Source organism: Microbacterium sp. Clip185 (genome assembly GCF_028743715.1).
Taxonomy (GTDB): domain Bacteria; phylum Actinomycetota; class Actinomycetes; order Actinomycetales; family Microbacteriaceae; genus Microbacterium.
In genome coordinates this window covers 1296688-1323681 of sequence record NZ_CP117996.1, presented here as the reverse complement: position 1 = coordinate 1323681, position 26994 = coordinate 1296688, and the positions used below count along the sequence as shown (strand labels likewise).

Annotated in this window: 27 protein-coding genes; 5 read left to right on the top strand and 22 right to left on the bottom strand. The window is 68.9% G+C overall.

Annotated features, from left to right (window positions below; all coding sequences use genetic code 11):
• Nucleotides 1-25 precede the first annotated feature (25 nt).
• On the bottom strand, nt 26-3496 hold the full coding sequence (gene dnaE, locus PQV94_RS06315) for a DNA polymerase III subunit alpha (protein ID WP_443192720.1): 3471 nt from the start codon (nt 3494-3496) through the stop codon (nt 26-28).
• Between the two features lie 112 nt (nt 3497-3608).
• Between dnaE and PQV94_RS06310 the strand changes: the two genes are divergently transcribed.
• On the top strand, nt 3609-4079 hold the full coding sequence (locus PQV94_RS06310; RefSeq protein ID WP_274287925.1) for an NUDIX hydrolase: 471 nt from the start codon (nt 3609-3611) through the stop codon (nt 4077-4079).
• Nucleotides 4079-4684, top strand: coding sequence for a cyclodeaminase/cyclohydrolase family protein (locus PQV94_RS06305; RefSeq protein ID WP_274287924.1), 606 nt, complete (start codon nt 4079-4081; stop codon nt 4682-4684). Before PQV94_RS06310 ends, PQV94_RS06305 begins: the two co-directional genes overlap by 1 nt.
• Nucleotides 4685-4825: 141 nt before the next feature.
• Here PQV94_RS06305 and PQV94_RS06300 read toward each other — a convergent pair whose 3' ends face one another.
• From PQV94_RS06300 to murC, 10 genes are all read right to left on the bottom strand, one after another.
• The gene (locus tag PQV94_RS06300) at nt 4826-5422 is read right to left on the bottom strand and encodes a GNAT family N-acetyltransferase (protein ID WP_274287923.1); all 597 of its coding nucleotides are present in this window, start codon (nt 5420-5422) and stop codon (nt 4826-4828) included.
• Between the two features lie 65 nt (nt 5423-5487).
• Nucleotides 5488-6408, bottom strand: a complete 921-nt coding sequence (locus PQV94_RS06295; protein ID WP_274287922.1) for an RluA family pseudouridine synthase — start codon at nt 6406-6408, stop codon at nt 5488-5490.
• Entirely contained in the window at nt 6408-7064 is a 657-nt protein-coding gene (gene lspA, locus PQV94_RS06290) for a signal peptidase II (protein ID WP_274287921.1), read from the bottom strand. The genes PQV94_RS06295 and lspA overlap by 1 nt, the downstream gene beginning before the upstream one ends.
• An 8-nt stretch (nt 7065-7072) precedes the next feature.
• Nucleotides 7073-7678, bottom strand: a complete 606-nt coding sequence (locus tag PQV94_RS06285; RefSeq protein WP_274287920.1) for a DivIVA domain-containing protein — start codon at nt 7676-7678, stop codon at nt 7073-7075.
• A gap of 93 nt (nt 7679-7771) precedes the next feature.
• Entirely contained in the window at nt 7772-8071 is a 300-nt protein-coding gene (locus tag PQV94_RS06280; RefSeq protein WP_274287919.1) for a YggT family protein, read from the bottom strand.
• Between the two features lie 6 nt (nt 8072-8077).
• Entirely contained in the window at nt 8078-8548 is a 471-nt protein-coding gene (locus PQV94_RS06275; protein WP_274287918.1) for a cell division protein SepF, read from the bottom strand.
• Nucleotides 8549-8579: 31 nt separating this feature from the next.
• Nucleotides 8580-9269, bottom strand: a complete 690-nt coding sequence (locus PQV94_RS06270) for a YggS family pyridoxal phosphate-dependent enzyme (protein WP_274287917.1) — start codon at nt 9267-9269, stop codon at nt 8580-8582.
• Nucleotides 9270-9334: 65 nt separating this feature from the next.
• On the bottom strand, nt 9335-10504 hold the full coding sequence (gene ftsZ, locus PQV94_RS06265; RefSeq protein ID WP_274287916.1) for a cell division protein FtsZ: 1170 nt from the start codon (nt 10502-10504) through the stop codon (nt 9335-9337).
• 183 nt (nt 10505-10687) lie between these two features.
• Nucleotides 10688-11680, bottom strand: a complete 993-nt coding sequence (locus PQV94_RS06260; protein ID WP_274287915.1) for an FtsQ-type POTRA domain-containing protein — start codon at nt 11678-11680, stop codon at nt 10688-10690.
• Between the two features lie 2 nt (nt 11681-11682).
• Entirely contained in the window at nt 11683-13089 is a 1407-nt protein-coding gene (gene murC / locus PQV94_RS06255; RefSeq protein ID WP_274287914.1) for a UDP-N-acetylmuramate--L-alanine ligase, read from the bottom strand.
• A gap of 102 nt (nt 13090-13191) precedes the next feature.
• On the opposite strand from murC, the gene PQV94_RS06250 reads away from it, so the two are divergent.
• Nucleotides 13192-13557, top strand: a complete 366-nt coding sequence (locus PQV94_RS06250) for a GntR family transcriptional regulator (RefSeq protein WP_274287913.1) — start codon at nt 13192-13194, stop codon at nt 13555-13557.
• 6 nt (nt 13558-13563) lie between these two features.
• Here the strand turns inward: PQV94_RS06250 and PQV94_RS06245 are convergent, their stop codons facing one another.
• The 10 genes from PQV94_RS06245 to PQV94_RS06200 all read right to left on the bottom strand — a co-directional run bounded on the left by PQV94_RS06245 (nt 13564) and on the right by PQV94_RS06200 (nt 24312).
• A complete protein-coding gene (locus PQV94_RS06245) occupies nt 13564-14634 on the bottom strand; it encodes a UDP-N-acetylglucosamine--N-acetylmuramyl-(pentapeptide) pyrophosphoryl-undecaprenol N-acetylglucosamine transferase (RefSeq protein WP_274287912.1) in 1071 nt (356 codons plus the stop codon).
• The gene (ftsW, locus tag PQV94_RS06240) at nt 14631-15875 is read right to left on the bottom strand and encodes a putative lipid II flippase FtsW (RefSeq protein ID WP_274287911.1); all 1245 of its coding nucleotides are present in this window, start codon (nt 15873-15875) and stop codon (nt 14631-14633) included. Before ftsW ends, PQV94_RS06245 begins: the two co-directional genes overlap by 4 nt.
• Nucleotides 15826-17385 (bottom strand): UDP-N-acetylmuramoyl-L-alanine--D-glutamate ligase, encoded by a 1560-nt coding sequence (murD, locus tag PQV94_RS06235; protein ID WP_443192712.1) that lies wholly within the window; start codon nt 17383-17385, stop codon nt 15826-15828. The genes ftsW and murD overlap by 50 nt, the downstream gene beginning before the upstream one ends.
• Nucleotides 17367-18476, bottom strand: coding sequence for a phospho-N-acetylmuramoyl-pentapeptide-transferase (gene mraY / locus PQV94_RS06230; RefSeq protein ID WP_274287909.1), 1110 nt, complete (start codon nt 18474-18476; stop codon nt 17367-17369). The genes murD and mraY overlap by 19 nt, the downstream gene beginning before the upstream one ends.
• A complete protein-coding gene (locus PQV94_RS06225; protein WP_274287908.1) occupies nt 18473-19885 on the bottom strand; it encodes a UDP-N-acetylmuramoyl-tripeptide--D-alanyl-D-alanine ligase in 1413 nt (470 codons plus the stop codon). The genes mraY and PQV94_RS06225 overlap by 4 nt, the downstream gene beginning before the upstream one ends.
• A 17-nt stretch (nt 19886-19902) precedes the next feature.
• A complete protein-coding gene (locus tag PQV94_RS06220) occupies nt 19903-21684 on the bottom strand; it encodes a peptidoglycan D,D-transpeptidase FtsI family protein (protein WP_274287907.1) in 1782 nt (593 codons plus the stop codon).
• A gap of 4 nt (nt 21685-21688) precedes the next feature.
• Nucleotides 21689-22297 carry a hypothetical protein gene (locus PQV94_RS06215; protein ID WP_274287906.1) on the bottom strand — a complete coding sequence of 203 codons (609 nt, stop codon included), beginning with the start codon at nt 22295-22297 and terminating at the stop codon, nt 21689-21691.
• Nucleotides 22294-23247 carry a 16S rRNA (cytosine(1402)-N(4))-methyltransferase RsmH gene (rsmH, locus tag PQV94_RS06210; protein WP_274287905.1) on the bottom strand — a complete coding sequence of 318 codons (954 nt, stop codon included), beginning with the start codon at nt 23245-23247 and terminating at the stop codon, nt 22294-22296. Before rsmH ends, PQV94_RS06215 begins: the two co-directional genes overlap by 4 nt.
• A gap of 100 nt (nt 23248-23347) precedes the next feature.
• Nucleotides 23348-23779: a division/cell wall cluster transcriptional repressor MraZ gene (gene mraZ / locus PQV94_RS06205; protein ID WP_234073091.1), complete on the bottom strand. Its 432-nt coding sequence runs from the start codon at nt 23777-23779 to the stop codon at nt 23348-23350.
• A gap of 167 nt (nt 23780-23946) precedes the next feature.
• Nucleotides 23947-24312, bottom strand: coding sequence for a DUF3040 domain-containing protein (locus tag PQV94_RS06200; protein ID WP_274287904.1), 366 nt, complete (start codon nt 24310-24312; stop codon nt 23947-23949).
• A gap of 65 nt (nt 24313-24377) precedes the next feature.
• Between PQV94_RS06200 and PQV94_RS06195 the strand changes: the two genes are divergently transcribed.
• The gene (locus tag PQV94_RS06195) at nt 24378-25466 is read left to right on the top strand and encodes a polyprenyl synthetase family protein (RefSeq protein ID WP_274287903.1); all 1089 of its coding nucleotides are present in this window, start codon (nt 24378-24380) and stop codon (nt 25464-25466) included.
• A 12-nt stretch (nt 25467-25478) separates the two neighbouring features.
• On the opposite strand, the gene PQV94_RS06190 is transcribed toward PQV94_RS06195, so the two are convergent.
• Complete coding sequence (locus PQV94_RS06190) at nt 25479-25823, bottom strand: Rv2175c family DNA-binding protein (protein ID WP_274287902.1); 345 nt, start codon at nt 25821-25823, stop codon at nt 25479-25481.
• Nucleotides 25824-25976: 153 nt separating this feature from the next.
• On the opposite strand from PQV94_RS06190, the gene PQV94_RS06185 reads away from it, so the two are divergent.
• A complete protein-coding gene (locus tag PQV94_RS06185; RefSeq protein WP_274287901.1) occupies nt 25977-26945 on the top strand; it encodes a LysM peptidoglycan-binding domain-containing protein in 969 nt (322 codons plus the stop codon).
• Nucleotides 26946-26994: the final 49 nt, after the last annotated feature.

Sequence of the window (26994 nt, the reverse complement as noted above, 5' to 3'; positions counted from 1 at the left end):
AGAGCTCATAGCGTCCACAGGGCGCTCATCCCAGGCAACTGGGGCCGAGCAGGCCCTTGAGGTCACCGAACAGATCGGCGCTGATCGTGACCGGATGCGGCACCTCGAACACCTTCGCGGTGCCCGCCCGGTGCAGCTTCAACGTCACCTCGGTCTCGCCCGGATGGCGATGCAGCACCGCGGCCAGCTCCTCCACGACGGACTGGGTCGCCTTCTGCTCCGGAACCACCAGGACGAGGGCCGACGTGGCATCCACCGCTCCGAGGTCCGGGCTGAAGCAGCTCTGGGCATGCAGGTTCAGACCGTCGTCGCGTCGCGACACGCGTCCGCGCACGACGAGGATCGAATCCGCTTGCAGCACCGATTGGAACTCGGTGTACGTGCGGCCCATGAACATCACGGTGACCTCACCGTTGAAGTCCTCGACCGTGATCATGCCGTACGGATTGCCGCTCTGCTTCGCCACACGATGCTGGACGCTGGTGACCAGGCCCGCCACCGTGACCTGATCGCCGTCCTGCACGCTCTCCGAGGAGAGCAGGTCATGGATCGAGGTCGAGGCGTGCTTCGCGAGCGGGATCTCCAGCCCCGCGAGCGGATGGTCGGAGACGTACAGCCCGAGCATCTCCCGTTCGAAGGCCAGCTTGTCCTTCTTGGTCCACTCCGGGCGATCCGGGACCTTCGAGACCTGCTGCGGCTCGTCATCGCCCCACAGGCTGTCGAAGTCGAATCCGACCTCGCCGTTGGCCTCGCGGCGCTTGTCGAGCACGGCCTGTTCGGTCGCGTCCTCGTGGATCTCCAGCAGCGCGCGGCGGGTGTGACCCATGGAGTCGAACGCGCCGGCTTTGATGAGCGATTCGACGGTTCGCTTGTTCGCGACATGCATCGGAACCTTCGCGAGGAAGTCGTGGAAGGAGGTAAATCCTTCCTTCTCGCGCGAGGTGACGATGCCGTCCACGACGTTCGACCCGACGTTGCGCACGGCTCCGAGGCCGAAGCGGATGTCGTCGCCGACGGCCGCGAAGAAGTTGATCGACTCCCCCACATCCGGCGGCAGAACCCGGATGCCCATGCGACGGCACTCGTTCAGGTAGATCGCCATCTTGTCTTTGGAGTCGCCGACGCTGGTCAGCAGCGCCGCCATGTACTCGGCGGGATAGTGCGCCTTCAAGTACGCGGTCCAGTAGGAGACGAGCCCGTAGGCCGCGGAGTGCGCCTTGTTGAAGGCGTAGTCGGAGAAGGGCAGCAGGATGTCCCACAGCGCCTTGATCGCGGCGTCGCCGAAGCCGCGTTCCTTCATCCCGCCCGAGAAGCCCTCGTACTGCTTGTCGAGCTCGGACTTCTTCTTCTTTCCCATCGCGCGGCGCAGGATGTCTGCTTGACCGAGCGAGAACCCGGCCACCTTCTGCGCGATGGCCATGACCTGCTCCTGATAGATGATCAGGCCGTAGGTCGTGTCGAGGATGTCTCGCAGAGGTTCCTCGAGCTCGGGATGGATCGGGGTGATCGGCTGCAGCCCGTTCTTGCGCAGAGCGTAGTTCGTGTGGGAGTTCGCGCCCATCGGCCCCGGGCGGTACAGCGCGATGACGGCCGAGATGTCTTCGAAGTTGTCGGGCTTCATGAGCCGCAGGAGCGAGCGCATAGGCCCGCCGTCGAGCTGGAACACCCCGAGCGTGTCACCGCGGGTCAGCAGATCGTAAGCGGGTCGGTCATCCAGGGCGAGATGCTCGAGGTCGAGTTCCTCACCGCGGTTGCTGCGGATGTTATCGAGCGCGTCGGAGATGATCGTGAGGTTGCGCAGCCCCAGGAAGTCCATCTTGATCAACCCGAGCGTCTCGCACGACGGGTAGTCGAACTGTGTGACGATCTGGCCGTCCTGCTCGCGGCGCATGATCGGGATGATGTCCAGCAGCGGCTCCGACGACATGATGACGCCGGCCGCGTGCACGCCCCATTGCCGCTTCAGACCCTCCAGGCCCAGCGCGCGGTCGAAGACGGTCTTGGCCTCCGGGTCGCTCTCGATGAGCGCGCGGAACTCGCTGGCCTCCTTGTACCGCGGGTGCTCCTTGTTGAACATGCCGCCCAGCTCCATGTCCTTGCCCATGACGGCGGGCGGCATGGCCTTGGTGAGCTTCTCACCCATCGAGAACGGGAAGCCGAGCACGCGGCCCGCATCCTTCAGCGCCTGCTTGGACTTGATCGTGCCGTACGTCACGATCTGCGCGACGCGCTCCGAGCCGTACTTCTCGGTGACGTACTCGATCACCTCGCCGCGGCGGCGGTCGTCGAAGTCGACGTCGAAGTCGGGCATGGACACGCGATCAGGGTTCAGGAAGCGCTCGAAGATGAGACCGTGCTCGAGGGGGTCGAGGTCGGTGATCTTCATCGCGTACGCGACCATGGAACCGGCACCGGAACCGCGGCCGGGACCGACGCGGATGCCGTTGTCTTTGGCCCAGTTGATGAAGTCGGCGACCACGAGGAAGTACCCCGGGAAGCCCATCTGCAGGATGATGCCGGTCTCGTACTCGGCCTGCTTGCGCACCCTGTCGGGGATGCCCTGCGGGTAGCGGTAGTGCAGCCCCTTCTCGACCTCTTTGACGAGCCAGCTGTCCTCGGTCTCGCCGTCGGGCACGGGGAATCGGGGCATGTAGTTGGCCGAGGTGTTGAACTCCACCTCGCACCGCTCCGCGATCAGCAGCGTGTTGTCGCACGCCTCCGGGTGGTCGCGGAAGAGCTGACGCATCTCCTGCGCCGTCTTGATGTAGTAGCCGTCGCCGTCGAACTTGAAGCGATTGGGGTCGTCGAGGGTGGAGCCCGACTGCACGCACAGCAGAGCCTCGTGCGCATCGGCCTCGTGCTGGTGGGTGTAGTGCGAGTCGTTCGTCGCGACGAGCGGGATGTCGAGATCCTTCGCCAAGCGGATCAGATCGCTCATGACCCTGCGTTCGATGGAGAGCCCGTGGTCCATGATCTCGGCGAAGTAGTTCTCCTTGCCGAAGATGTCCTGGAACTCCGCCGCAGCCGCCCGCGCGGCGTCGTACTGACCGAGACGCAGGCGCGTCTGCACCTCGCCCGACGGGCAGCCCGTCGTCGCGATGAGCCCCTTGCCGTAGGTCTGCAGGAGTTCGCGGTCCATGCGCGGCTTGAAGTAGTACCCCTCCATGCTCGACAGCGAGCTCAGCCGGAAGAGGTTATGCATGCCCTCTGTGGTCTGACTCCACATCGTCATGTGGGTGTACGCGCCCGAGCCCGACACGTCGTCGCTCTTCTGGTCGGGTGAGCCCCAGGCCACACGCGACTTGTCGCTGCGGTGGGTTCCCGGGGTCACATACGCCTCGAGGCCGATGATCGGCTTCACGCCCGCGCCCTGCGCGGCCCGGTAGAACTCGAACGCCGCGAAGGTGTTCCCGTGGTCGGTGACGGCGATCGCCGGCATCCCGTACTCGGACGCCGCCTGCGTCATCGCGCCGATCTTGGCGGCGCCGTCGAGCATCGAGTACTCGCTGTGCACATGGAGGTGAACGAAGGAGTCTGCCACCTGTCCAGGGTACGCGCAGCCCTCCGACATCGGGCGCCCGGTCGACCCGTTCGGCTAGCGTTGCGGCATGGCCACCCCCGAGTTCATCCTCGAACTGCGCCGCATGGTCGGCACGCATCCGCTCACCCTCACCGGCGTCACCGCGGTGATCGTGCACGAGGGGAAAATCCTGCTGGGACGGCGCAGCGACAACGGCGCGCTCACGCCGATCACGGGGATCGTCGACCCGCACGAAGAGCCGGCGGATGCCGCGCGACGCGAGGCCGAGGAGGAGGCGGGAGTGCGCATCCGCGTGGATCGCCTGGCCTGGGTGCACCAGATCCCGCGCGTCGTCTACGCGAACGGCGATCAGACGGACTACCTCGACCTCACCTTCCGGTGCGCGTGGCTCGAGGGCGAGCCCTACCCCGCCGACGGCGAGATGACCGAGGTGGGCTGGTATCCGCTCGAGGACCTCTCAGGCCTGGACGACGAGATGCGCGCGCGCGTCGCCGCCGCTCTCGAGGACGGCCCGACGCGCTTCGCCGGCGGCCGGTGATGGCGACCAACGCGGTGCACGACCGTACGGTCGGCATGTTCCTCCAGGGCCTGCGCCAGCCGACCGGGAACCCCGGCGGCGGTGCTGCGGGAGGCGTCGTGGCCGCGGTCGGCGCGGCACTCGGGACGATGGTGTGCGCGTACACCCCCAACGACCCCCGCGCCCGCGAACGTGCGCTCGCCCTAGACCTCCTGGGCGATCGGCTCGTGGCGGCGGCCGCGGCGGACGCCGAGGCCTCGGAACGACTCGGCGCCGCGCTCGCGCTTCCCGATTCCCCGGACCGCTCACCGACGGTGTTCACCGCGGCGACGGACGCCTGCGCCGCATCCGCTGCTCTCGGAGAGCTGTCGCTCGCCGTGGCGCGTGAATTGCGGGAGGTGGCGGATGTGGGCAACCGCCACCTGATGTCGGATCTGGCCGTCGCGGCCGATGTCACCGCCGCAGGCATCGGAGCGTCGGCGACAAACCTCCGCGGCGGGTTGGCGCTGGCCGCCGCGCACGGCGACTCCGCAGCCCTCGAGGCCGCGCACCGGCCACTCGCCGACGCCCTGCTGGCAGCGCGCACCGACATCCGCGCGCTGGCGGACCGCCTCGGCGAACCCTGACCCGCTCCCCTTCCCCCGCCCGCGCCCTCCCCTCCTCGTCCCGCGAGACTGCACTTCCACGACGAGATCACGGGTGATTACCGTGATCTCGTGCGGGAGATGCTGTCTCAGTGAGGGGAACGAGCGGAAGCGCGAGGCCGCTCAGGTGAGTGGGAGGCGCATGAGGACGCGGGGAAAGCCGTTCAGCACCGAGCGCGTCTCCGCCGCCTGCGTGAACCCCGCATCCTGGAACAAGGCCTTCGTGCCGACGTAGGCCATGGTCAGGTCGACCTTCGCACCGCGATTGTCCACCGGGTAGCCCTCCAGCACCGGGGCTCCGTTGCTCCGCGCGAACGCGACGGCACCCGCCAGCAACGCGTGCGAGATGCCCCGACCTCGGTGACCGGGACGCACGCGGATGCACCAGACGCTCCACGCGTCCTCGTCGTCGACGTGCGGGATGCGCCTGTTGGTCGCGAACGTGGTGTCCGCCCGGCGGTGCACCGCAGCCCACCCGACGGGTTCGTCGCCCTCGTAGGCGAGCACGCCCTGGGGCTCCTCGAGGGTGAGCTGCCGCATCCGCTCTCCGCGCTCGGTCCCGGACAACGCACGGTTCTGGGCACCCGGGATGCGGTAGCTGAGGCACCAGCACACGGTCGCGTCGGGACGCTTCGGGCCGACGAGGGCGGCGACGTCGTCGAACACCGTCGCGGGACGCACCTCGATACCCGCCCGCGCGACGAGAGTGTCATCGGTCATGGACAGAGCGTGGCACGCTCCCCGGCCCCGTGCCATCCCGCCTCGGTGAACCTCCTGGCCCCGCGTCAGTCGCGGCGGAGGATCGCGAGGGCGGCAGCGAGATCCGGCGCGTACTCGGAGGTGAAGGTGACCCATTCACCGGTCAGCGGATGCGTGAACGAGAGCTCACGAGCGTGCAGCCACTGGCGCGTGAGGCCGAGTCGGGCCGACATCGTCGGATCGGCGCCGTAGAGGGGGTCGCCGACGCACGGGTGCCGATGCGCGGCCATGTGGACGCGGATCTGGTGAGTGCGACCGGTCTCGAGATGTACTTCGAGCAGGGACGCGCCGGGGAACGCCTCCAGCGTCTCGTAGTGCGTCACCGAGTCCTTGCCCTCCGGGCGCACCGCGAACTTCCACGAGTGCGAGGGATGCCGCCCGATCGGTGCGTCGATCGTGCCGGCGAGAGGGTCGGGGTGTCCCTGCACGACGGTGTGGTAGATCTTCTCGACCTCGCGCTCCTTGAACGCACGCTTGAGCGCGGTGTAGGCGCTCTCGGTCTTCGCGACGACCATCAACCCGCTGGTACCCACATCGAGTCGATGTACGACGCCCTGTCGTTCAGCGGCACCGGTCGTCGCGATCCGATATCCGCCGGCGGCCAGCGCGCCGAGCACGGTCGGACCTTCCCATCCGAGAGAAGGATGAGCCGCCACACCGGAGGGCTTGTCGACCACCACGATGTCGTCGTCATCATGGACGATGCCGAGATCCGGCACCTCCATGGGAACGACCTCGGGCTCACGCTTGGGCTCCCAGCTCACGGAGAGCCAGCCACCGGCGCGAAGGCGGTCCGAACGTCCGACGATCCGGCCGTCGAGCTCCACGCCGTCCGCGTCGGCGATCTCGGCGGCGAACGTTCGGGAGAAGCCGAGCATCTTGGCGAGCGCGGCGTCGACACGGACGCCGTCGAGCCCGTCGGGAACGGGCAGGCTGCGCGTCTCCATCAGCTCTCGCGGCGACCGTCGCCCGCCGCCGGTGGCGCGCCGGCCTCGGGGTCTGCCGTGGGGAACAGCGGGTCGCGCAGCTCCCCGGTGCCCGCAGGGGTCGCATCCGCGCTCGAGTCCGCATCCGCCGCCGCGGCGTTCGAGCGACGCTCCCGGGTGCCGTCGAAACGAAGACCGATGAGCACCAGCAGCGCGACGGAGATCATCATCGTCACGATGAAGATGTCGGCGACGTTGTAGATCGCCGGCATCATCCACGGCGTGGAGATGTAGTCGATCACGTGGCCGACCGCGAATCCCGGCTCGCGGAACAGTCGGTCGGCCAGATTTCCCAGCACACCTCCGAGCAGCAGCCCCAGTACGACGGCCCAGATCCGCGAGCGGATGCGGCGCGCGATCACGACGATGGCCACGGCCACGGCCGCCATCGCGATGGTGAAGATCCAGGTCACGCCCTCGCCGAGCGAGAATGCCGCCCCGGGATTTCGCACGAGATAGAAGATCAGGAAGTCCCCGATGACGGGAACGGGCTGCTCCGGGGGCAGCTCGGCGATCGCGAGGAGCTTCGCAAACTGGTCGGCGGCCAGCACCAGCACCGCGAGAGACGCGATGATGATGCCGGCCGCCGCCTGACGCAGGGGTCGTCGGTCCGACAAGGCCTTACTCAGAGACCGATGGCCGAGACCGGCGTGTTGGACGAACCGTTGGGCGAGGTCTCGAGGTCGCGGAGCTTGCCCTCGATGAAGCTGCGCAGCTCGGCGCGGTAGTCGCGCTCGAACTGGCGGAGCTCGGTGATGCGGGCCTCGAGCGCCTTGCGCTCCTTCTCCTGACGGGCGATCTCGTCGCGGCCCTTGGCCTCGGCCTCCGCGACGATGGTCGCGGCCTGGGCCTGCGCGTCGGCGATGAGCTGGTCGCGCTGGGCCTTGCCCTCGGCGACGTGCTCGTCGTGCAGACGCTGGGCGAGCTCGATAATGCCGGCGGTGGCTGCGGCGCCCTCGGCCGGAGCCGGAGCGGGCGCGGGGACCGGTGCCGGAGCGGGCGCCTCGGCGACGGGCTCGGGGGCGGCGGTCTCAGCGGCAGCAGGAGCGGCGGAGGCGCCGGACTCGAGAGCCGCGATCTTCGCCTTCAGCTCGTCGTTCTCGGCGATGGTCTTGCGCCATTCGACGACGATCTCGTCGAGGAAGTCGTCGACCTCGTCCGGGTCGAAGCCCTCCTTGAACCGGACGTGCTGGAACTGCTTGGTGACGACGTCATCCGGAGTCAATGCCATGATGATTCCTCTTTCGGGGCGTGGCGGCGTGCCGATTTCAGGGGGATGATGCCCGCGGACGGGCCGCTTCAGCCAAGCATAGTCGGCCGTGAATCACCTTGCGAGGGAACCGGTGACCGACAGCAGGATGAAACAGAGCAGCAGCGTCAGCGTGAACGCGAAGTCGATCGCGATCGGGCCGACGCGCAGCGGGGGGATGAAACGACGGAACAGCTTGATGGGCGGGTCCGTGACCGTGTAGACGAGCTCAGCGGCCACGAGACCCGCTCCACGCGGGCGCCATTCACGGTTGAAGATGGGGATGTAATCCAGCACCAAACGCGCGAAGAGCACCAGCAGGTAGAGCAGCAGCAGGATGTTCGCGATCGAGGCGACGAGGCGGACGACCTCCACGACGCGTTACTGCTGTGCAGCGAACGGCGTCGCTTCGGGGTCGGCCTGCGCCACGGCGCCATCGCCCGAGACGGCGACGTTCTCCGGCGAGAGCAGGAAGACCTTGCTCGTCACACGCTCGATGCGCCCGTAGAGGCCCAGCGACAGTCCGCTCGCGAAGTCGATGAGACGGCGCGCGTCGGCGTCGCTCATCTGCGACAGGTTGATGATGACCGGCACGCCCTCGCGGAAGTTCTCGGCGATGATCTGGGCATCGCGGTACTGCTTCGGGTGCACCGTGAGGATCTCGGTCACCGCGCCGACGGACGGCTGACGGACGACCGCGGGGCGGTGGATGGGGGTCACGGGCGCGGCTTTCTCGACGACCTGCTCGGGCTTGCTGCGGCGCTCGCGCGCCAGTGCAGGCTGCTCCTCGTAGACCTCTTCCTCGTCAGCGAGGCCCAGGTAGACCATGGTCTTCTTCAGCGGGTTCGACATCGCATCCTCCGTTTGCTCGTCCTCTTCGAGGCTAACCGTGTAGCGGGCGCGGACCCGTGATTGCCGACCCGATCCGCAGGTGTGTCGCGCCTGAGGCGATCGCCTCGGCGAAATCACCGGTCATTCCGGCAGAGATCCAGCTCGCCGCGGGCTCGAGCCTGCGCACGCGCGCAGCGTAGTCCGCCACGCGCGCGAAGGCGGCGGCGGGGTCCTCATCCAGAGGCGCCACCGCCATGACACCGCGCAGGCGCAGGGTGTCGCAGCCGAGCACGTGCTCGACCAGTGTCTCGAGCTCGCTCGGGGCGACTCCCCCGCGCCCGGGATCCTCGGTGAGGTTGATCTGCACCAGCACGTCGAGCGCGGGATCGCCCTCGCCGGCCGCGCGCTGCAGCGCGTCGGCGAGTCGCGTGCGATCCACCGTGTGCACCGCGGATGCGGCGTCACGGATGGCGCGGGCCTTGTTCGTCTGCGCCTGGCCGATGAAGTGCCAGACGAGATCCCCGAGATTGGACGTCGCGTCGCGCTTGGTCGTCAGCTCCTGTTGCCGGTTCTCCCCCATTTCGCGTACGCCGAGGGCGTGGAGCTCCCGCACGAGCGATGCCGGATGGAACTTGGTGACCACGATCCGGGTGATGCCGGCCGCGTCTCGACCTGCGGCGCGCGCCGCATCCGCGATGCGCTCGTCGATCGATGCCAGACGCGTTGCGAGGGTGTCGTCCACTCGTCCTCCAGGAGAATCGGAACGGGCGGGCCGCAGATACCCGCGACCCGCCCGTTGCCTGTGGCTTACTTCAGGAAGTCGGGGATGTCCAGGTCATCGTCGCCGAAGGCGGAGTCGTACGACGACGGCTCAGAGACTCCCGCGGTGACCGGCACAGCCGGCGGCTCCTCGGCGGCGGGAACCGGCGTGGCGGCGGCTTCCTCCGCGGCCACGGCCGGCGCTGCCGGCGTGGTGAGGGGGTTGACCGCGGGACGGGTCGCGGTGACGGGCTCGAGGCGCGGGCTGGGCTCGCCGCCGTCGAATCCTGCCGCGATGACCGTCACACGCACCTCGTCACCGAGCGTGTCGTCGATGACCGTGCCGAAGATGATGTTCGCTTCGGGGTGCGCGGCCTCCTTGACGAGCTGCGCCGCGTCGTTGATCTCGAAGATGCCGAGGTTGGAGCCGCCCTGGATGGACAGGAGCACACCGTGGGCACCCTCGATCGAGGCTTCCAGCAGCGGCGACTCGACTGCCAGCTCGGCCGCCTTGATGGCGCGGTCCGCCCCGCGAGACGAGCCGATGCCCATGAGGGCGGAACCTGCTCCCTGCATGACGGACTTCACGTCGGCGAAGTCGAGGTTGATCAGACCCGGGGTCGTGATGAGGTCGGTGATGCCCTGGACACCGGCGAGCAGCACCTGGTCCGCCGTGGCGAAGGCCTCGATCATCGAGATGCCACGGTCGCTGATCTCCAGCAGACGGTCGTTGGGGACGACGATGAGGGTGTCGACCTCTTCCTTGAGCTTCGCCACGCCCGCCTCGGCCTGGCTCTGGCGTCGACGACCCTCGAAGGAGAACGGCTTCGTGACGACACCGATCGTCAGGGCGCCGATCGACTTGGCGATGCGCGCCACGACGGGCGCGCCGCCCGTGCCGGTCCCGCCACCCTCGCCAGCAGTCACGAAGACCATGTCGGCACCGGCAAGCGCCTCCTCGATCTCCTCGGCGTGATCCTCGGCGGCGCGTCGGCCGACCTCGGGATCCGCTCCCGCTCCGAGACCGCGCGTGAGTTCGCGACCGACGTCCAGCTTGACGTCCGCGTCGCTCATCAGCAGTGCCTGGGCGTCGGTGTTCACCGCGATGAACTCCACTCCGCGCAGACCCAGCTCGATCATCCGATTGACGGCGTTGACTCCGCCGCCACCTACCCCGACGACCTTGATGACCGCGAGGTAGTTCTGGTTCTGGCTCATCCCAGCCCTTTCGTCTCGTTGAACCGACGTCCCTACCGGAGCGTTGAACCTTAAACCTCATGTAAAGGGTTAAAGTATTGCCCGGTATGCAATTCCTGAATCGAAGGTATGCGCCGCGCGCCCTGCGACCCGCAGGCGCGCGGGCGTGTCGCCCAAGTCCTGTGGGATTCGTCGCGGGAGGCGTCAGCGGATGACCGGAACCTCGGGCGAGGAGACGTCGTAGACCGCCACGCCGTCGGGTGGGCGCGTCGCCGTCAGCTTTTGCAGCACGAGGGCCTTGAGCGCTGACTCGTCCGCACTCCCCCATACGACGCGCGTGTTCGTGCCGCCCAGGGTGAGCGTCACATCGTCGGCCGTCTTCGCCTCGACCTGGGTCACCTGGGCGCGCAGATCGGCGGGCAGAGCACGCATCGTCTTGCCGATCGCGGCGAACGCGACGCCGTCCTCACCGCCCGCGGCGTCGACCAGCGGGTAGCCGGCGGGCGGTGTCGGCGAGGTCGACAGCGCGACGCCCGCCGCATCCACGAGGGTGTAGCCGGCCGCGCCGGAGACTACTCCGATCGGCGTCCGCTCCACGATCCGCACCACGAGCTCGTGCGGCGGACGTGCTTCGAGCGTGTAGCTCTCCACGAGCGGGAACGCGACCAGCGCCGCCTTGATCGAGGATGCGTCGATCGCGGCGAGGGGCGTGCCGCGCTGGCCGTCGAGGGCGGCCTCGACGTCGGTGGCCGCCAGTTGCGACGTGCCGACCACGGTGATCTGCTGCACCGCGAACAACGGGCTGTAGGCGGCGCCGACCGTGGCGATCGTGACGAGCACCAGGGATGCGGCCACGCTCAGCCAGACGATGCGCCGACGGCGTTGGCGGACCGTGAACCGCCTGACCTCGGCTCGCAGCGCCTTTCGCCTCGAGCGTGCGGCGCGCCAGACGTCGCGCCATCCGACGGGCGTCGTCTCGGTGGGTTCGACGTCATCGTCCTCGATCGCCGGCACGGCGTCGGACGTCGCCGGCGCTGCGGGCGGGACGAACAGCGGCGCGATGGGCGCCGTCTCCTGCAGATCCTCGTCCGCAACCGGCCGCGGCGATTCCTCACGCGCCGGCTTCACCGAGCGGGGGCGCAGCGGCGCGTCGGCGGGTCTCCCGCCCTGCGGCGGCAACGGCGAGGGGCGGCGCATCTTCAGTCCTCGGGCGTCGCCGAGGCGGAGAGCGCGCCGAGCACCTGCGGGATGATCTGGTACACGTTGCCGCAGCCGAGCGTGATGACGAAGTCGCCCTCACGAGCGACCGCGGCCGTGTAATCGGCCGCCTCCTGCCAGTCGGCGACGTAGTGCACGCGGGCGGCGTCGACGAACGCGTCGCTGACGAGCTCCCCCGTCACTCCGGGGATCGGATCCTCCCTGGCGCCGTAGACATCCAGGACGACCGTGTGGTCGGCGAGTTCCTCGAGTACGCGCGCGAACTCGCCCGACATCAGTTGGGTACGCGAATAGGTGTGCGGCTGGTGAACCGCGATCAGCCGCCCCGAGCCGACGACCGTGCGCGCGGCGTTCAGTGCAGCCGCCACCTCGGTCGGGTGATGCGCGTAGTCGTCGTAGACGCTCACGCCGCGCTCGACACCGTGCAGCTCGAACCGGCGCACCGTGCCCGAGAACCCCGCGACAGCGGTCACCGCGTCGGCGAAGACGTATCCCAGCGCGATGAGGACGGCGATCGCACCGGCGGCGTTGATGGCGTTGTGCTCTCCGGGAACGGAGAGCGACACGCGCTGCGTCTGTCCGTCGAATCTCACGCTGAACGACACCGTCGCGGCGGCATCGATGTCCGTGACCCGCACATCCGCGCTCTCGTGGGCGCCGAACGTCAGCACTCTGTCGTGGCGGATGCGGGCGCGCACTTCGCGGGCCCCGTGATCGTCGGCCGAGATGACGACGGCATCGGACGCTTCATCGGCGAAACGGACGAAACCGTCGAAGAAGGCTTCGCGGCTCCCCCAGTGATCGAGGTGGTCGGGATCGACATTCGTGATGAGGGCGATCGAAGTGTCGTAGAGCAGGAACGTGCCGTCGGACTCATCCGCCTCGATCACGAAGAGGTCGTCGGCGCCGGTGCCGCTGGAGGTGCCCAACTGCGCGATGACACCGCCGTTGACGTAGTTCGGGTCGGCGCCGAGCGACTGCAGCGCGGTGACGATCATCCCGGTGGAGGTCGTCTTGCCGTGCGCTCCCGCAACGGCGACGAGCGGGCGCGACCCGATGAGCCAGTGGAGCGCCTGCGAGCGGTGGATGACGCTGAGTCCGCGCTCCTTGGCCGTCACGAACTCGGGGTTCTCCGGCCAGATGGCTCCGGTGTGCACCACGGTGTCCGCATCCCCCAGGTGGGCGGCGTCGTGGCCGACATGCACCTCGGCGCCGGCGGCGGCGAGCTCGCGCAGCGCGCGGGAGTCGGAGCGGTCCGAACCGGACACGCGGATGCCGCGCTCGAGGAACATCTTCGCGAGTCCGGACATCCCGGATCCGCCGATGCCGATGAAATGCGCCGCCGTGATGTCGTCGGGCAGGGGAAGGCTCAGGTCGGGTCTGATCATGACCGTCAAAGTCTACGTTCGCCCCGTCCCCGCGCGGCTCCGGCGCGCGCACGGCACCCGTGCGCATTGACGGTGACCGCCGCCGACGCTACGAAGGAGAGCATGCTCTCGCTGAACGTCGACCAGGCTCTTGCCGAACCGCCTTATGCGCAGTTGCGTTCACAGATCGTCGGCGCGGTCTCCGCCGGTTCGCTCATCGCGGGCGCGAAACTGCCCACGGTGAGAGCGCTGGCCGACCAGCTGGGTGTCGCACCGGGCACGGTCGCCCGAGCGTACAAGGAGCTCGAGGCGGACGGTGTGATCGAGACGCGAGGCCGGGCGGGGACCTTCGTGTCGTTCGCGCAGGACCCTCTGCGAAGCCAGGCTCAGCGCGCGGCGGCAGCCTACGCCACCCAGGTTCGCGGGCTCGGAATCACCGACGACGATGCCGTACAGCTGGTGGCAGACGCACTGCGCGCAACGCGCTGAATGCGCTCAGGCCCGCGCGCGATCGATCAGCGCGATGACATTCTCTGTTCCGCGGCGCGTGCCGACGCCGACCGACGCCTCCCGCATCCGTTGGATGCGGGTCCGGTCGGAGATGAGCGGCAGGATCTCGGAACGCACGCGCTCGGCATCCAGTTCGGCGTCGGGGATCAGCACCGCAGCTCCCGCGGCGACGGCGGATGCGGCATTCAGACTCTGCTCGCCGTTACCGACCGCGTATGGCACGTAGACGGCAGGAATGCCGAGCGCGCTGATCTCGCTGACCGTCGCCGCTCCCGAGCGAGAGACGATCGCATCGGCGACCGCGAAGGCGTAGTCCATCCGATCGATGTATCGGCGCACGACGTAGCCGCGCACCGCAGGGTCGGCGAGCTCCGACCGCTCACCCGTGATGTGCAGCAGTTGCCAGCCGGCAGCGAGCACGTCCTCATAGGCGGCACCGAACGCGTCGTTGAGCCGCTGCGCGCCCAGCGAGCCGCCGAAGACGAGGAGGGTCGGGCGAGCGGGGTCGAGGCCGAACGACGCAGCGGCCTGCGGCCGCAGAGCGGCGGTGTCCAGCGACACGATCTCTCGGCGCAGCGGCATCCCGACCACCTCGGAGCGGCGCAACGGCGTCCCCTCGAAGGCGACTCCCACGGCGGCGGCTCGCCGGGCGCCGAGCACGTTCGCCAGCCCCGGCTTCGCGTTCGCCTCGTGCACCACGACCGGAACGCCCGCGCGGCGGGCGGCGACGTAGGCGGGAGCTGCGGCGTACCCGCCGAATCCGACCACGACGTCCGCGCCGCGCTCGCGGATGTAGCCGCGCACCTGCGCCACCGCGCGGCGCCATCGGGCGGGAAAGCGCAGAGCCGCGCCGTTCGGCCGACGAGGGAAGGGCACCTTGTCGACGATGAGCAGCTCGTATCCGCGCGCCGGCACCAGTCGGGACTCCAGCCCTTCGCGCGTACCCAGCACGAGGATCTGCGCGTCCGGCTCGCGCTCGCGCAGCCCGTCGGCGACCGCGAGCAAAGGATTCACATGGCCGGCGGTGCCACCGCCGGCGAGAAGGTACGTCGTCACCGGGCGATTCTGCCACGCGTCGCCGGAGCTGCCGCTGAGCGTGCCTTGTGCGGGATGGTGCGCGCGAACGAGAGCAGCACACCGCAGGCTATGAGCACCGACATGAGGGAGGTTCCGCCCTGTGACAGGAACGGTAAGGGGACGCCGAAGACGGGCAGCAGGCGCAGCACGACACCGATGTTCAGCAACGCCTGGCCGATGATCCAGACCGTGATCGCACCGGCGGCGATCCGCACGAACGGGTCGTCGGTCTTGCGGACGATGTGGAACGCGCCGACCGCGAAGATCGCGAAGAGGGTGAGCACGACGATGCAGCCGATCAGCCCCAACTCCTCGCCGACGATCGCGAAGATGTAGTCGTTGGCCGCGGCGGGCAGCCAGCTGTACTTCTCTTTCGAGTTACCCAGGCCCACGCCGAACACGCCGCCGCCGGCCAGTCCCCAGATGCCGTGCAGCGGCTGATAGCAGTCGCCGTAGTAGTCGGCGAGGCAGTCGTTGGAGAGGAAGCTCATGTATCGACGCATGCGGTCGGGGCTCGAGATCGCGAAGTACGCGACGCCGCCGGCGAAGAGCAGGAGCGGGAGAAGGAAGACCCGCAGCTTCACACCCGAGAAGAACAGACCGGCGAGCATGATGAGCACGAGGATGATGGCGGTGCCGAGGTCGTGGCCGGCCATGACGGTGCCGATGACGGCGATACCCACGGGAACGGCGGGGATGAAGACGTGGCGCCAGTCGGCGAGCAGCGTTCGCTTGCGATAGAGGATGTACCCCAGCCAGATCGCGAGGGTGACCTTCAGGAACTCCGACGGCTGCGCCTGCAGCCCGGCGATGCGGATCCAGTTCTGGTTGCCGTCGTTCGTGATTCCCAGCGGTGTGAACACGAGCAGCTGGAAGACCGTCGCCCCGATGAGAGCCGGCCACGCCATACGCTTCCAGAACCGCAGGGGCATGCGGGAGGCCAGGAACATGAGCGGGATGCCGATCACCGCGAACACGCCCTGCTTGATCACGGCGTCGTAGGGTCCACCACCCGCGTCCTCACTGGTCGCCGAGGTTGCGGAGAGGACCATCACGAGACCGAAACCGGTCAGGATCAGCGCCGTCGACGCGATGAGCAGGAACTCGCTGGGAACGGGGGCGAAGACGCGTCCCAGAGAGACCCGTGCGGCCAGTCCTCGCTTGGGGGGCTCAGGCTCCTGCGGGAGGGGCCTGGTCCTCGTCGTGTCGACCACCCGCATCCCTTTCGATCCTCGTTCGCACGGCGTTCGCGAAGCGCGTTCCGCGGTCCGCGTAGGACGTGAACTGATCGAAGGATGCGGCGGCGGGGGCGAGCAGAACCACGTCCCCGTCGTGCGCGATCTCCGTCGCCAGCTCGACGACCTGCGCCATGACGTCTTCAGTCTCGGTGTCAACGACCTCGAAGACGGGAACCGCGGGCGCGTGTCGCGCGAACGCCGCCAGTACCTCGGTGCGATCGGCGCCGATCACGACGGCGGCCTTCGCCAGCACGCCGCGTGTGGCGACGAGGTCCGAGACGTCCACGCCCTTCAACTGACCGCCGACGATCCAGATGGCGCCGGGGTAGGCGGCGAGCGAGGACGCGGCGGCGTGCGGATTCGTTGCCTTGGAGTCGTCGACCCAGGTCACTCCCGCCGATGTGGCGATGACCTCGATACGGTGCGGATCGAGGCGGAACGTCGCGAGCGCTTCACGGATGGCCGCCGGCTCCGCGCCCACCGACCTGGCCAGCGCCGCGGCCGCGAGCACGTTGGCGACCATGTGGGGTGCCGCGAGCTGCTGGCGGGCGAGCTCCTCGAGCGTCGTGAGCTCGAGGGCGCTGTTGCGGCGATCATCGAGGAACGCCCGATCGACGAGGATTCCCTCCACGACGCCGAGGTCGCTGGGCCCCGGCATCCCGAGGTCGAAGCCGATGGCGCGCGCGCCCTCCACGACGTCGGCGTCCTCGACCATCAGCCGCGTCGCCTCGTCGGCCTTGTTGTACACACAGGCCGTGCGGGTGTGGGAGTAGACGACGGCCTTCGCGTCGCGGTACGCGGCGAACGAACCGTGCCATTGCAGGTGGTCGTCGGCGAGGTTGAGGCACACGCTGGCCCAGGGCGACACGGGCTCCGGCCCCGTCTGCAACGACAGGTACCAGAGTTGGTGGCTGGACACCTCGACCACGAGGACGTCGAAGCCGGCGGGGTCGCGCACCGCATCCAGGACCGGCACGCCGATGTTGCCGACGGGGGCCACGCGGTAGCCCGCGGTCTGCAGCATGGTCGCGGTCAGTCGCGTCGTCGTCGTCTTGCCGTTGGTGCCCGTGACCAGGATCCACTCGTGCGGGGAGCCGTCGGGTCGCGGCACCTTGTCGCGCACCCGCCATGCCAGCTCGAGGTCCCCCCAGAGCCCGATGCCCTCGGACCTCGTCCAGGAGATGACGGGATGATGCGGGGCGAACCCCGGCGAGGCGACGACGAGGTCGGGGCGGTGTGCGATCAGCGCGTCGGGGACCGTGTCCAAGGATCCGGTCCACAGCTCGGCGCCGATGACCGGCAGCAGCCTGGCGTACTCCTCGTCGGCGCTCTCGCTGACCACGAGCACGTCGGCACCGAGTTCAGCCAGGGTGTCGGCGACGGAGAATCCGGTCATCGACAGGCCGAGCACGACGACCCGCAGTCCCTTCCAGTCCGCATGCCAGCTGTTCAGGCCGTCCAGACGAGCGGTGCTCACGATCGCACGAGCCATTCCACATAGAACAGACCGACGCCGGTCAGCGCGAGGAGCCCGGCGATGATCCACATCCGCACCACGATCGTGATCTCGGGCCAGCCGCGCATCTCGAGATGGTGGTGCAGCGGGCTCATGAGGAACAGCCGCTTGCCGCGCGTGAGCTTGAAGTAGAACCGCTGGAGGATGACGGAGCCGGACGCGATGACGTAGACGCCGGCGATGACGGCCAGCAGGATCTCCGTGCGGGTGAGGATCGCGAGAGCGACGATCACGCCGCCGATCGACATGGAGCCCACATCACCCATGAACACGCGTGCCTTGGGAGCGTTCCACCACAGGAAGCCGACGAGGGCGCCGATGAAGGATGCGGCGATGATCGCGAGGTCGAACGGATCGCGCGTCTGGTAGCAGGCGTCCTGCAGGCCTCGACTGATCGCGTCGAGGTCGCAGGGCTGCTTGAACTGCCAGAAGGAGATCAGGGCGAGGGCGCTCGTGACGAAGATCCCGGAGCCGGCGGCGAGGCCGTCGAGGCCGTCGGCGACGTTGACCGAGTTCGAGGCCGCGACACCCAGGAATGCGATCCACGCGAGGTACAGCAGCCATCCGACGATGGCGCCCAGCGCCATGAAGGAGAGCACCGGGATATCGCGGAAGAGTGACACGAAAGGGCTCGCGGGCGTCTGCCCGTCGGCGTTCGGGAAGCTCAACCCGACGATGCCGAACGGCACGACGACCAGGATCTGGCCGATGATCTTGCGCCAGCCGGAGAGTCCGAGGCTGTTCTGGCGACGCACCTTCATGAAGTCGTCGATGAAGCCGACGATGCCGAAGCCGACCATCATCCAGATGACGAGCAGCCCGGAGATCGTGGGCGGGTTGCCGCCCGCGTAGGTGCCGATGAAGTAGCCGACGAGGCTGCCGACGATGAAGATCGTGCCGCCCATCGTGACCGTGCCGCGCTTTGCGCCGTGGCTCGGGTTGTGCTCGTTCTCCGGCGTGCGGATCACCTGGCCCCATCCCCATGCACGGAACAGCCGCAGGAAGACCGGCGTCAGGAACAGGGTGAAGGCGAGCGAGATCGCGGCGGCTGTCAGCAGGGATCTCACGAGAACGATTCTCCCAGACGGTCGCCGAGGAAGCGGAGCCCGGCGGAGTTGGACGACTTCACGAGCACACGATCACCGTCACGGAGCTCCCCCATGAGGTACGCGTACGCGGCGTCGTCGTCGTCGAAGAACACGGCCTCGTCGCTCCACGAGCCCTCGGCGACCGCTGCGAGGTACATGCGCCGCGCAGCCTGCCCGATGATCACGATGCGCGGGATGCGCAGGCGGACGGCGAGCTCGCCGATGCGGTCGTGCTCCTCCCCCGCATACTCGCCCAGCTCGCTCATGGCCCCGAGGACCGCGACCATCCGCTCCTGCGGGCCCGTGATCTGCGCCAGCGTCCGCAGCGCCGCGACCATCGAGTCGGGACTCGCGTTGTACGCGTCGTTGATGATGCGCACACGGTCGGATCCCAGCGGCTGCATACGCCAGCGTTCGGCGAGCTCCACCGACTCCAGGCGGGTCACGACGTCGTCGATCGCCACCCCCAGCGCGGTGGCGGCCGCTGCCGCAGCGAGGGCGTTCATCACGTGGTGGGCGCCGAGGACCCGAAGCGCCACCGGGCGGCTCTCCCCGTCGACGGTGAGGACGAAGCGGGTCCCGGATGCGGTGACTTCGACATCGGTGCCGCGCACGGCGGCATCCTCACCGAGGCCGAACCAGCGCACGTCGACGGACTGTTCGGCCGCGATGGGCGCCATGGCCCGCACCCGAGCGTCGTCGACGTTGAGCACGGCGAGTCCGCCCGGGCGCAACGCCCTGACGAGCTCGCTCTTGGCGTGGAACGTGGCCTCGATGCCGCCGAAGCCGCCGGCGTGGGCCATACCGACCATCAGCACGACGCCCATGTCGGGTTCGACGAGCCCTGCCAGCTGGGCGATCGCGCCCGGGGCGCTGGCACCGAACTCGCTCACCAGGAAGCGCGTGTCGTGGGTGACGCGCAGCATCGTCAGCGGCGCGCCGACCTCGTTGTTGAAGGAAGCACGGGGCGCGACCGTGTCGCCCTCCGGCTCCAGGATGCGGGCGAGCAGGTTCTTGGTGGTCGTCTTGCCGTTGGAGCCGGTGATCCCGACGATTCGCAGGCGTCCGCCCGCGCGCACCTCGGCGACGACAGCGCGCGCGAGATCGGCGAGGGCCGTGACCGCGTCGGGAACGACGATCTGGGACACCGCGGTGTCCACAGGGCGCTCGACGATGGCGAGGACAGCGCCCGAGGCGACGGCCGCATCGACGAAGAGATGCCCGTCTGTCGTCTCGCCGGGCTTGGCGACGAAGATGGCGCCGGGGCGCATCTGGCGCGAGTCGGTGTCGACATCGCCGGATACGACGGTGTCGGCGTCATCGGCGCCTGCGGGGAGCAGGGTGCCGCCGAGGATCTCGGCGATGCGGGAGAGTGTGAGTGCGATCATGTCCTGGAGGGCGCCGCTCAGCCGATCTTCGGCAGCAGCTCGGGCTGCGAGTCGGAGGGCAGGACCCGGTAGGTCTTCAGGACCTGGGTCATCGCCTTCTGGAAGGCCGCAGCGTTGGCCGCAGACGAGCGTACCGCAGTGGGCTGATCGAGGGTGACCGCGACGATGTACTGCGGGTCGTCGACCGGGGCCATGCCGATCATGGTCGTGAAGTAGACGCCGCTCTTGTAGCCGGCGCCGTCGGAGATCTCACCCGTTCCGGTCTTGAGCCCCACGCGGTAGCCACTGATGGCCGTCGCCTTGGCGTTGCCGCCTTGAACCGCAACGTTCTCGAGCAGCTCTCGCACCTGGCTCGCCGTGCTTGCGCTCACGACCTGAGTGCTCGCCCCCGCATCCGTGTCCTGGACGGTGCCGTCCGCCTTCGTGCACGATTCGACCAGGGACAGCGGCACCTTCGTGCCGTCGTTCGCGATCGCCTGGTACGCGCCCATGAGCTGCGGCAGGGTCGTCGCGACACCCTGGCCGAAGGAGGTGTTGTAGAAGGTCTGGTTGTCCCACTCGTCGACGGGACGCAGCGTCCCCTTCGCCTCGCCGGGGAAACCCACGCCGCTGACCTGACCGATGCCGAACTTCTGCAGGTAGTCGTATCGCGTCTGGGCGGGGACCATCTCCGCGAACTTCGAGATACCCACGTTCGAGGAGTCGATGAGCACGCCCGCCAGCGTGTAGTTCAGCGCCCCGTGCGGGATCGCGTCCTGTACGCGGGCCCCGTTGGGGAAGGTCTCGCGCCCGGAGGCGGTGACGGTCGAGGTCGGCGTCGCTGCGCCCGTGTCGATCACGGTCGCAGCCGACAGCGCCTTGAATGTCGAACCGGGCTCGAACGTGCCGCGGAAGATACGGCTGGAGCGGTCTTCCGGCGCCGTGGCCGAGACGTTGTTGGGATCGACCGTCGGCCACTCCGCCGCAGCGCGGATCTTTCCGGTCTTGGCCTCCACGACCATGATCTGCCCGTGCTGCGCGCCCTGGTTCGTGGCCTGCTCCGCGATCAGCTGCTGCAGGTAGTACTGCAGGTCGCGGTCGATCGTCAACGTGAGCGTCCCGCCGTCCACGGCAGGCGTCACCTGCTCGGTGCCCGGGATGATGACGCCGTCCTTGCCCTTCTGGAAGACGCGCTCGCCCTCGGTGGGTGCCAGGCACGAATCCTGGGCGGACTCGAGTCCTTCCAGCGGCTTCCCGTCGGATCCCACGAATCCGACGAGGTTGCCGGCGACGGCGCCGTCGGGATACGTGCGGGCCGGATGCGGTCGCATCGTCAGGTACGGGATGCGCAGATCCAGCAGCTGCTGGTACTTCTCGGTCGAGAGCCCGTTCTTGAGCGACGCGTACTGCGACTTCGGGTTCACCGCGAGTGCATCGGCGACGATCTTCTGCACGTCTTCGGCACTCTGACCGGTGATCTGGGCGATCTCGCCGGCGACGGTGGGCCAGTCGACCTCGATCTCGTTGCCTGCGTCGTCCGTGCGCTCGATCGGTCCCACGTTGCTGGGGTCGAGTTCGGCGTCGTAGGTGAGGATGCTTCCCGCAAGGACGTTGCCGTTCTCGTCGACGATCGATCCGCGCGTGCCGTACAGAGTGGTCTTGCCGCCCATTGCGATGCGCAGCGAGTCGTCGATGTGCTCGCCGGCGTTGACCACCTGGATGTCCACCAGCCGCACGACGAAGGCGACGAGGACGGCGAGCACCACGGCCAGGGCGATGACGGTGCGGCGACGGGGGGTGCGCGTGCTTCTCGTCGTCATGATCTCAGTGTGTGTCAGGGGTGGGCAGTCCGTCGGTCAGCGCAGGGGGTGTCGCCGGATCGGTCCCCGTACCGGTCTCGGTCTCGGCCACCGGCGGCGCCTGCACACCGTTGATGGTCGCGTCGGGCGCGGTGACCAGCGGAGTCTGGGTGATGAGCGCGTTCGATACGGCACCGCGACCCAGAGGATCGATCGTCGAGGTGTAGACCGACGCCTGCTGTGCCCCGAGGACCGCGCCGTCACTGAGGCGGAGATAGCTCGGCGACTCGTTGATGACCATGCCCAGGGCCGCCGCGTTCGCGGCGAGGTACTGGGGAGAGCTGAGGCCGGCAACCTGGTCGTAGAGGATCTGCTTCTGCACCGTCAGATCGCGCTGCTGCTGTGTGAGGCTCGCGAGCTCGAAGGAGCTCTGCGTCGACAGCACCGACAGCACCATCTGTGCGCCCGCGATCGCGAGCGCACCCGCGACGGCGATGATGCCGTAGACCAGACGGGGCCGGCGGCGGCGAGCCGGTGCCTCGACCGGACGCAGAGTGCGCTCCGGCCGACGCCCGACCTCAGGCCGGCTCTCGAGAGGCTCGATGGCCCAGGCCGCGCTCGTGGTGGTGCTCATACGATCTCCCGGACTCGTTCGGCGGCACGAAGACGTACCGGGGTGGCGCGCGGATTGGATTCGCGCTCGGCGTCGGAGGCGAGTTCGGCCCCCTTGACCAGCAGACGGAACTGGGGCGCGTGCTCGGGAAGCTCGACGGGCAGACCAGCGGGGGCCGTCGAGCTGCTCGCGCGGGCGAGCTCGCGCTTGACGAAGCGGTCTTCGAGTGACTGGTAGCTGAGCACGACGATGCGACCGCCCACAGAGAGCAGCTCGAGGGCGGCGGGCAGCGCCCTTTCGAGGGCGGCGAGTTCCGCGTTGACCTCGATGCGCAGCGCCTGGAACACCCGCTTGGCCGGGTGCCCCGCGTTGCGCAGCGCGGCGGGCGTGGCAGCGTCGAGGATCTCGACGAGGCGGCCCGAGCGGACGATGGGCTCGCTCTGCCGTGCGGCGATGATCGCACGTGCGTAGCGCGCGGCCAGCTTCTCCTCGCCGTAGCGCTCGAAGATCCTGCGGAGATCGCCCTCGCCGTAGGTGGCCAGGACATCGGCGGCCGTCACACCGGCGGACTGGTCCATGCGCATATCCAGCGGTGCGTCCTTGGCGTAGGCGAAACCGCGCTCGGCCTCATCCAACTGCAGCGACGAGACACCCAGGTCGAAGAGGATGCCGTCGATGCGGTCGACACCCGCCGAAGCGACGGCGTCGCGGAGGCCGTCGTACACCGTGTGCACGAGGGTCGTGCGGTCGCCGAACCGCGTCAGCCGCTCCCCCGCGATGCGCAGCGCGTCGGTGTCGCGGTCGAGCCCGATCAGCCGAAGGCCGCTGAATCTCTCGAGGAAGGCTTCGCTGTGGCCGCCCATGCCGAGCGTGGCGTCGACGAAGACAGCGCCCTCGTGATCGAGGGCGGGCGTCAGCAGCTCGACGCAGCGCTCGAGCAGGACCGGGGTGTGGATGTCGCGGAAGTCCATGATGCGGGGCCGGGTCCCTTGATCCTGATCCCCATCCGCTCCGACCTGACACCGGGGAAGTGCGTCAGGGCTCGAGCGGCTGGGAATCAGGGTCGAGGGCTCAGAACAGGCCCGGGATCACCTCCTGCTCCATCTCGGAGTACGTCTCTTCATTGCTTTCCGCGTAGGAGTTCCACGCCTCGGCGTCCCAGATCTCCGCGTGCGCTCCGACACCGGTGACGACGAGCTCACGCTCGAGGCCGGCGTAGGTGCGAAGCGCCGGCGGGATGGTGATGCGGTTCTGCCCGTCCGGCTTCTCGGCACTCGCGCCCGAGAGGAACATGCGCAGGAAATCGCGCGCCTGCTTGTTGGTGAGCGGCGCCTCGCGGATCCGCTCGTGCACCTTCTCGAACTCCTCGGTCGCGAAGACGTAGAGGCAGCGGTCCTGACCACGGGTGATCACGACGCCACCGCCGAGGTCGTCGCGGAACTTGGCCGGGAGGATGACGCGCCCTTTGTCGTCGAGCTTGGGGGTGTGCGTGCCGAGCAGCATTCGCTCATCCCCCCTCCTTCGTCCGGCCCACGTGTGAGGTGTTCACCACTTTACTCCACTTCCCTCCACTTCACTACACATTCGACGGCAGATCTGGGCGGGCGCTCCCCCGGACACGAAAAAAGCGCCGACCCCGAAGGGTCGGCGCTTTTGGGAAGCGGGGGGGGTCAGCGGCCTTCTTGGCGGCGGTCCCATCGATCGTTCATGCGATCCATGAATCCGGCGGAGGGGCGGGGAGCGGAGCCGCCGGCCCGCGGCGCGGCGGTGGGACGCGCCGTCTTCGAGGGGGTGAGCGCGAAGATCACGCCTGCGAGCATGACGATGAAGCCGATGACGCCCACCACGATCAGTTGGGTGGAGAGTCCGACGATCAGGCCGCCCAGCCCGACGAGCACGAGGATCGTGCCGTACACGATGTTGCGGTAGCTGAGCGCGCGGCCGCCCTGCGGCGCGCTGACGACGTCGGCGTCATTGCTCATGAGATGGCGTTCCATCTCGTCGAGCAGGCGCTGCTCTTGTTCGGAGAGAGGCATTCGTCCCCCTAGGGTCACGGCGATGCTTGGATTCTACGCGCCGCCTGTCGAACTAGGCTAGGCCCGTGTCGAGGACCACAGACGCGATCGAAGCGGTTTCCCAGCGACTGGATACGTTCTTCGCATCGCAGCAGCACGCCGCGCGGGAGATGGGCCCCGACGCCCTCGCCTTCGTCGAAGACGTGCGCGACACCGTGACCGGCGGAAAGCGCCTGCGCGCGCGGTTCTGCGTGACGGGCTGGCGCGCCGTCTCAGAGCGCGTCGCGCCCGGAGCGACGCCGCCCGCGCCCGTCGTGTCGACGGCAGCGGCGCTCGAGATCTTCCAGGCCGCGGCCCTCGTCCACGACGACCTCATCGACAACTCGGACACCCGCAGGGGACGCCCCGCCATGCACCGCGCCCTTCAGGCGCAGCACACCGCTCGGTCCTGGGCGGGCGACGCCGCGGCCTTCGGCCGTTCGGCGGCACTGCTCGGCGGCGATCTGCTGGTGGCCTTCAGCGACGACCTCCTCGAGGAGGGGCTCGCTCTCGCCGATCATGCGGCCGCTGCCCGCGCCGAGTACGCCCGGATGCGGCGCGACGTCACCATCGGACAGTATCTGGACATCGCCGAGGAATCCGCCTTCGCCGTGGCCGACGACGCGACGCACGCCGAGCGTGCGCTGCGGGTGGCCTCGCTGAAGTCGGCCCGCTACAGCGTGGAGCAGCCGCTGCGCATCGGCGCGGCCCTGGCCGGTGCCGACGGGGCGCAGCTCGATGCCTTGAGCGGATTCGGGCATCCGGTCGGAATGGCCTTCCAGCTGCGCGACGACCTGCTCGGCGTGTTCGGCGATGAGGCAGAGACCGGCAAACCGTCCGGCGACGACCTGCGCGAGGGGAAGCGCACGGTGCTCATCGCCTATGCACGAGAATCGCTCGGGGCGGGCCCGCGGCGCACGCTCGACGAGCTCTTGGGCGACCCCGATCTCGACGATCAGCAGATCGCGGCGTTGCAGCGCACGATCATCGACAGCGGCGCCGTCGACCGTGTCGAGCAGCTCATCACCGCCTATGTGCGCGAAGCGGACAGGGCACTGTCCGCCGCTCCCCTGGCGAACGCGACGGTCAGCGAACTGCGGGATCTCGCTCGCGCCGCGACCGAGCGACGGGCCTGAGTCCGACCGAGCTCAGCCGAGAGCGCGTGCGATGCGACGCACTTCGCTCTTGCGTCCCTGGAGCAGCGACGTGATGGGTGCTTGCCCGATCGAGTCCTCGTAGGCGAGGAGCCAGTCGATCGCCTCCTCGTCGGTCAGCCCCGCATCCCGCAGCGCGAAGATCGTGCCGCGCAGCGACGACAGCGGAGCGCCGTCGACGAGGAACACGCTCGGCACGCGGAAGGATCCCTCACGACGCGAGCCGATGAGATAGCCCTCGTCGAGCAGACGCCGGACGCGGCTCAGCGACTCACCGGTCAGCTCGACCAGATCGGGCAGTGCCAGCCATTCGGTGGGGACAGGGGTGTCGGAACTCACCCGTCCATGTTCTCATCCGCACGCAGCGCACCGTGCTGCCCGCGCTCGGAAAGATGGGAGAGATCTCATCTGTCACACCCGTCACTTCCGTTGACCTCGCTACACACGCGTGTCAGGGTGGCGAGACCCCCGGATGTGAAAGAGAGGACGACCATGCTCGTGGACGTCTCCCGCCACCCGCGCGCCGTCATCGGCGCCTCCGCCCTCGTGAGCACGGTCGCGCTCACACTGATCGCCGCGCCCGCGCACGCTTCCACGGCGCAGCCGTCGCGCCAGGGTGTGCCCCGCCCGGCCGAGACGCCGCCGGCCACGCACACCGTCGCGGCCGGAGAATCGGTCGCCGCGATCGCCGCACGCTACTCACTCGCAACGGCCGATGTGCTCGCATGGAACGGCCTGTCGTGGGAGAACTCGATCATCCGTCCCGGCCAGACGCTGACCCTGGTCGCGCCGGCCGCACCCGCACCTGCTGCCGCACCCGCACCCGCACCCGCACCCGCACCCGCCACAGGTGTCTCATACACGGTGGTCGCCGGAGACACGATCAGCGGCATCGCGGCGCGCCACGGCTCGACGGCGGGAGCGGTACTCGCCGCCAACGGCCTCACCTGGGACTCGATCATCTACCCGGGCCAGACGATCACCGTGCCGGGCGCGGCGGCTCCCGCGGCCGCGCCGGCGCCGTCACCGGCCACCGTGGGGGCGACCGGCCTGGAGCTCGACGCCGAGCAGTCCGAGAACGCACGCACCATCATCCGCATCGGCCGCGAACTGGGTGTCCCCGATCGCGGCATCGCCATCGCGCTCGGCACCGCCATGCAAGAGTCGTGGCTGCGCAACCTCGACTGGGGCGACCGCGATTCTCAGGGCCTCTTCCAGCAGCGTCCCTCCACCGGGTGGGGCACGGTGGAGGAGGTGCGCGACGCGGAGCGCGCGACCCGCGCGTTCTTCGGCGGCCCCACCGACCCCAACGGCACTCGCACCCGCGGCCTCCTCGATATCCCCGGCTGGGAGTCGATGAGCTACGCGGATGCCGCGCAGGCGGTGCAGATCTCGGCGTATCCGGATCGTTATGCCCGCTGGGAACAGCCAGCTCTCGCCTGGCTGGCCGCCCTCGGGTAGAGCCCAAGGAGCCGGATCAGCGGTGAGCCGCTGCCGGAGCTCACAGCGA

Bases quoted from the DNA above. Each gene is read 5' to 3' on its own strand.
- dnaE (WP_443192720.1), bottom strand. From the start codon at position 3,496: ATGCTCGACGGCGCCGCCAAGATCGGCGCGATGACGCAGGCGGCGTCC.
- PQV94_RS06310 (WP_274287925.1), top strand. From the start codon at position 3,609: ATGGCCACCCCCGAGTTCATCCTCGAACTGCGCCGCATGGTCGGCACG.
- PQV94_RS06305 (WP_274287924.1), top strand. From the start codon at position 4,079: ATGGCGACCAACGCGGTGCACGACCGTACGGTCGGCATGTTCCTCCAG.
- PQV94_RS06300 (WP_274287923.1), bottom strand. From the start codon at position 5,422: ATGACCGATGACACTCTCGTCGCGCGGGCGGGTATCGAGGTGCGTCCC.
- PQV94_RS06295 (WP_274287922.1), bottom strand. From the start codon at position 6,408: ATGGAGACGCGCAGCCTGCCCGTTCCCGACGGGCTCGACGGCGTCCGT.
- PQV94_RS06285 (WP_274287920.1), bottom strand. From the start codon at position 7,678: ATGGCATTGACTCCGGATGACGTCGTCACCAAGCAGTTCCAGCACGTC.
- PQV94_RS06275 (WP_274287918.1), bottom strand. From the start codon at position 8,548: ATGTCGAACCCGCTGAAGAAGACCATGGTCTACCTGGGCCTCGCTGAC.
- ftsZ (WP_274287916.1), bottom strand. From the start codon at position 10,504: ATGAGCCAGAACCAGAACTACCTCGCGGTCATCAAGGTCGTCGGGGTA.
- PQV94_RS06260 (WP_274287915.1), bottom strand. From the start codon at position 11,680: ATGCGCCGCCCCTCGCCGTTGCCGCCGCAGGGCGGGAGACCCGCCGAC.
- murC (WP_274287914.1), bottom strand. From the start codon at position 13,089: ATGATCAGACCCGACCTGAGCCTTCCCCTGCCCGACGACATCACGGCG.
- PQV94_RS06250 (WP_274287913.1), top strand. From the start codon at position 13,192: ATGCTCTCGCTGAACGTCGACCAGGCTCTTGCCGAACCGCCTTATGCG.
- ftsW (WP_274287911.1), bottom strand. From the start codon at position 15,875: ATGCGGGTGGTCGACACGACGAGGACCAGGCCCCTCCCGCAGGAGCCT.
- murD (WP_443192712.1), bottom strand. From the start codon at position 17,385: ATGGCTCGTGCGATCGTGAGCACCGCTCGTCTGGACGGCCTGAACAGC.
- PQV94_RS06225 (WP_274287908.1), bottom strand. From the start codon at position 19,885: ATGATCGCACTCACACTCTCCCGCATCGCCGAGATCCTCGGCGGCACC.
- PQV94_RS06220 (WP_274287907.1), bottom strand. From the start codon at position 21,684: ATGACGACGAGAAGCACGCGCACCCCCCGTCGCCGCACCGTCATCGCC.
- PQV94_RS06215 (WP_274287906.1), bottom strand. From the start codon at position 22,297: ATGAGCACCACCACGAGCGCGGCCTGGGCCATCGAGCCTCTCGAGAGC.
- rsmH (WP_274287905.1), bottom strand. From the start codon at position 23,247: ATGGACTTCCGCGACATCCACACCCCGGTCCTGCTCGAGCGCTGCGTC.
- mraZ (WP_234073091.1), bottom strand. From the start codon at position 23,779: ATGCTGCTCGGCACGCACACCCCCAAGCTCGACGACAAAGGGCGCGTC.
- PQV94_RS06200 (WP_274287904.1), bottom strand. From the start codon at position 24,312: ATGCCTCTCTCCGAACAAGAGCAGCGCCTGCTCGACGAGATGGAACGC.
- PQV94_RS06185 (WP_274287901.1), top strand. From the start codon at position 25,977: ATGCTCGTGGACGTCTCCCGCCACCCGCGCGCCGTCATCGGCGCCTCC.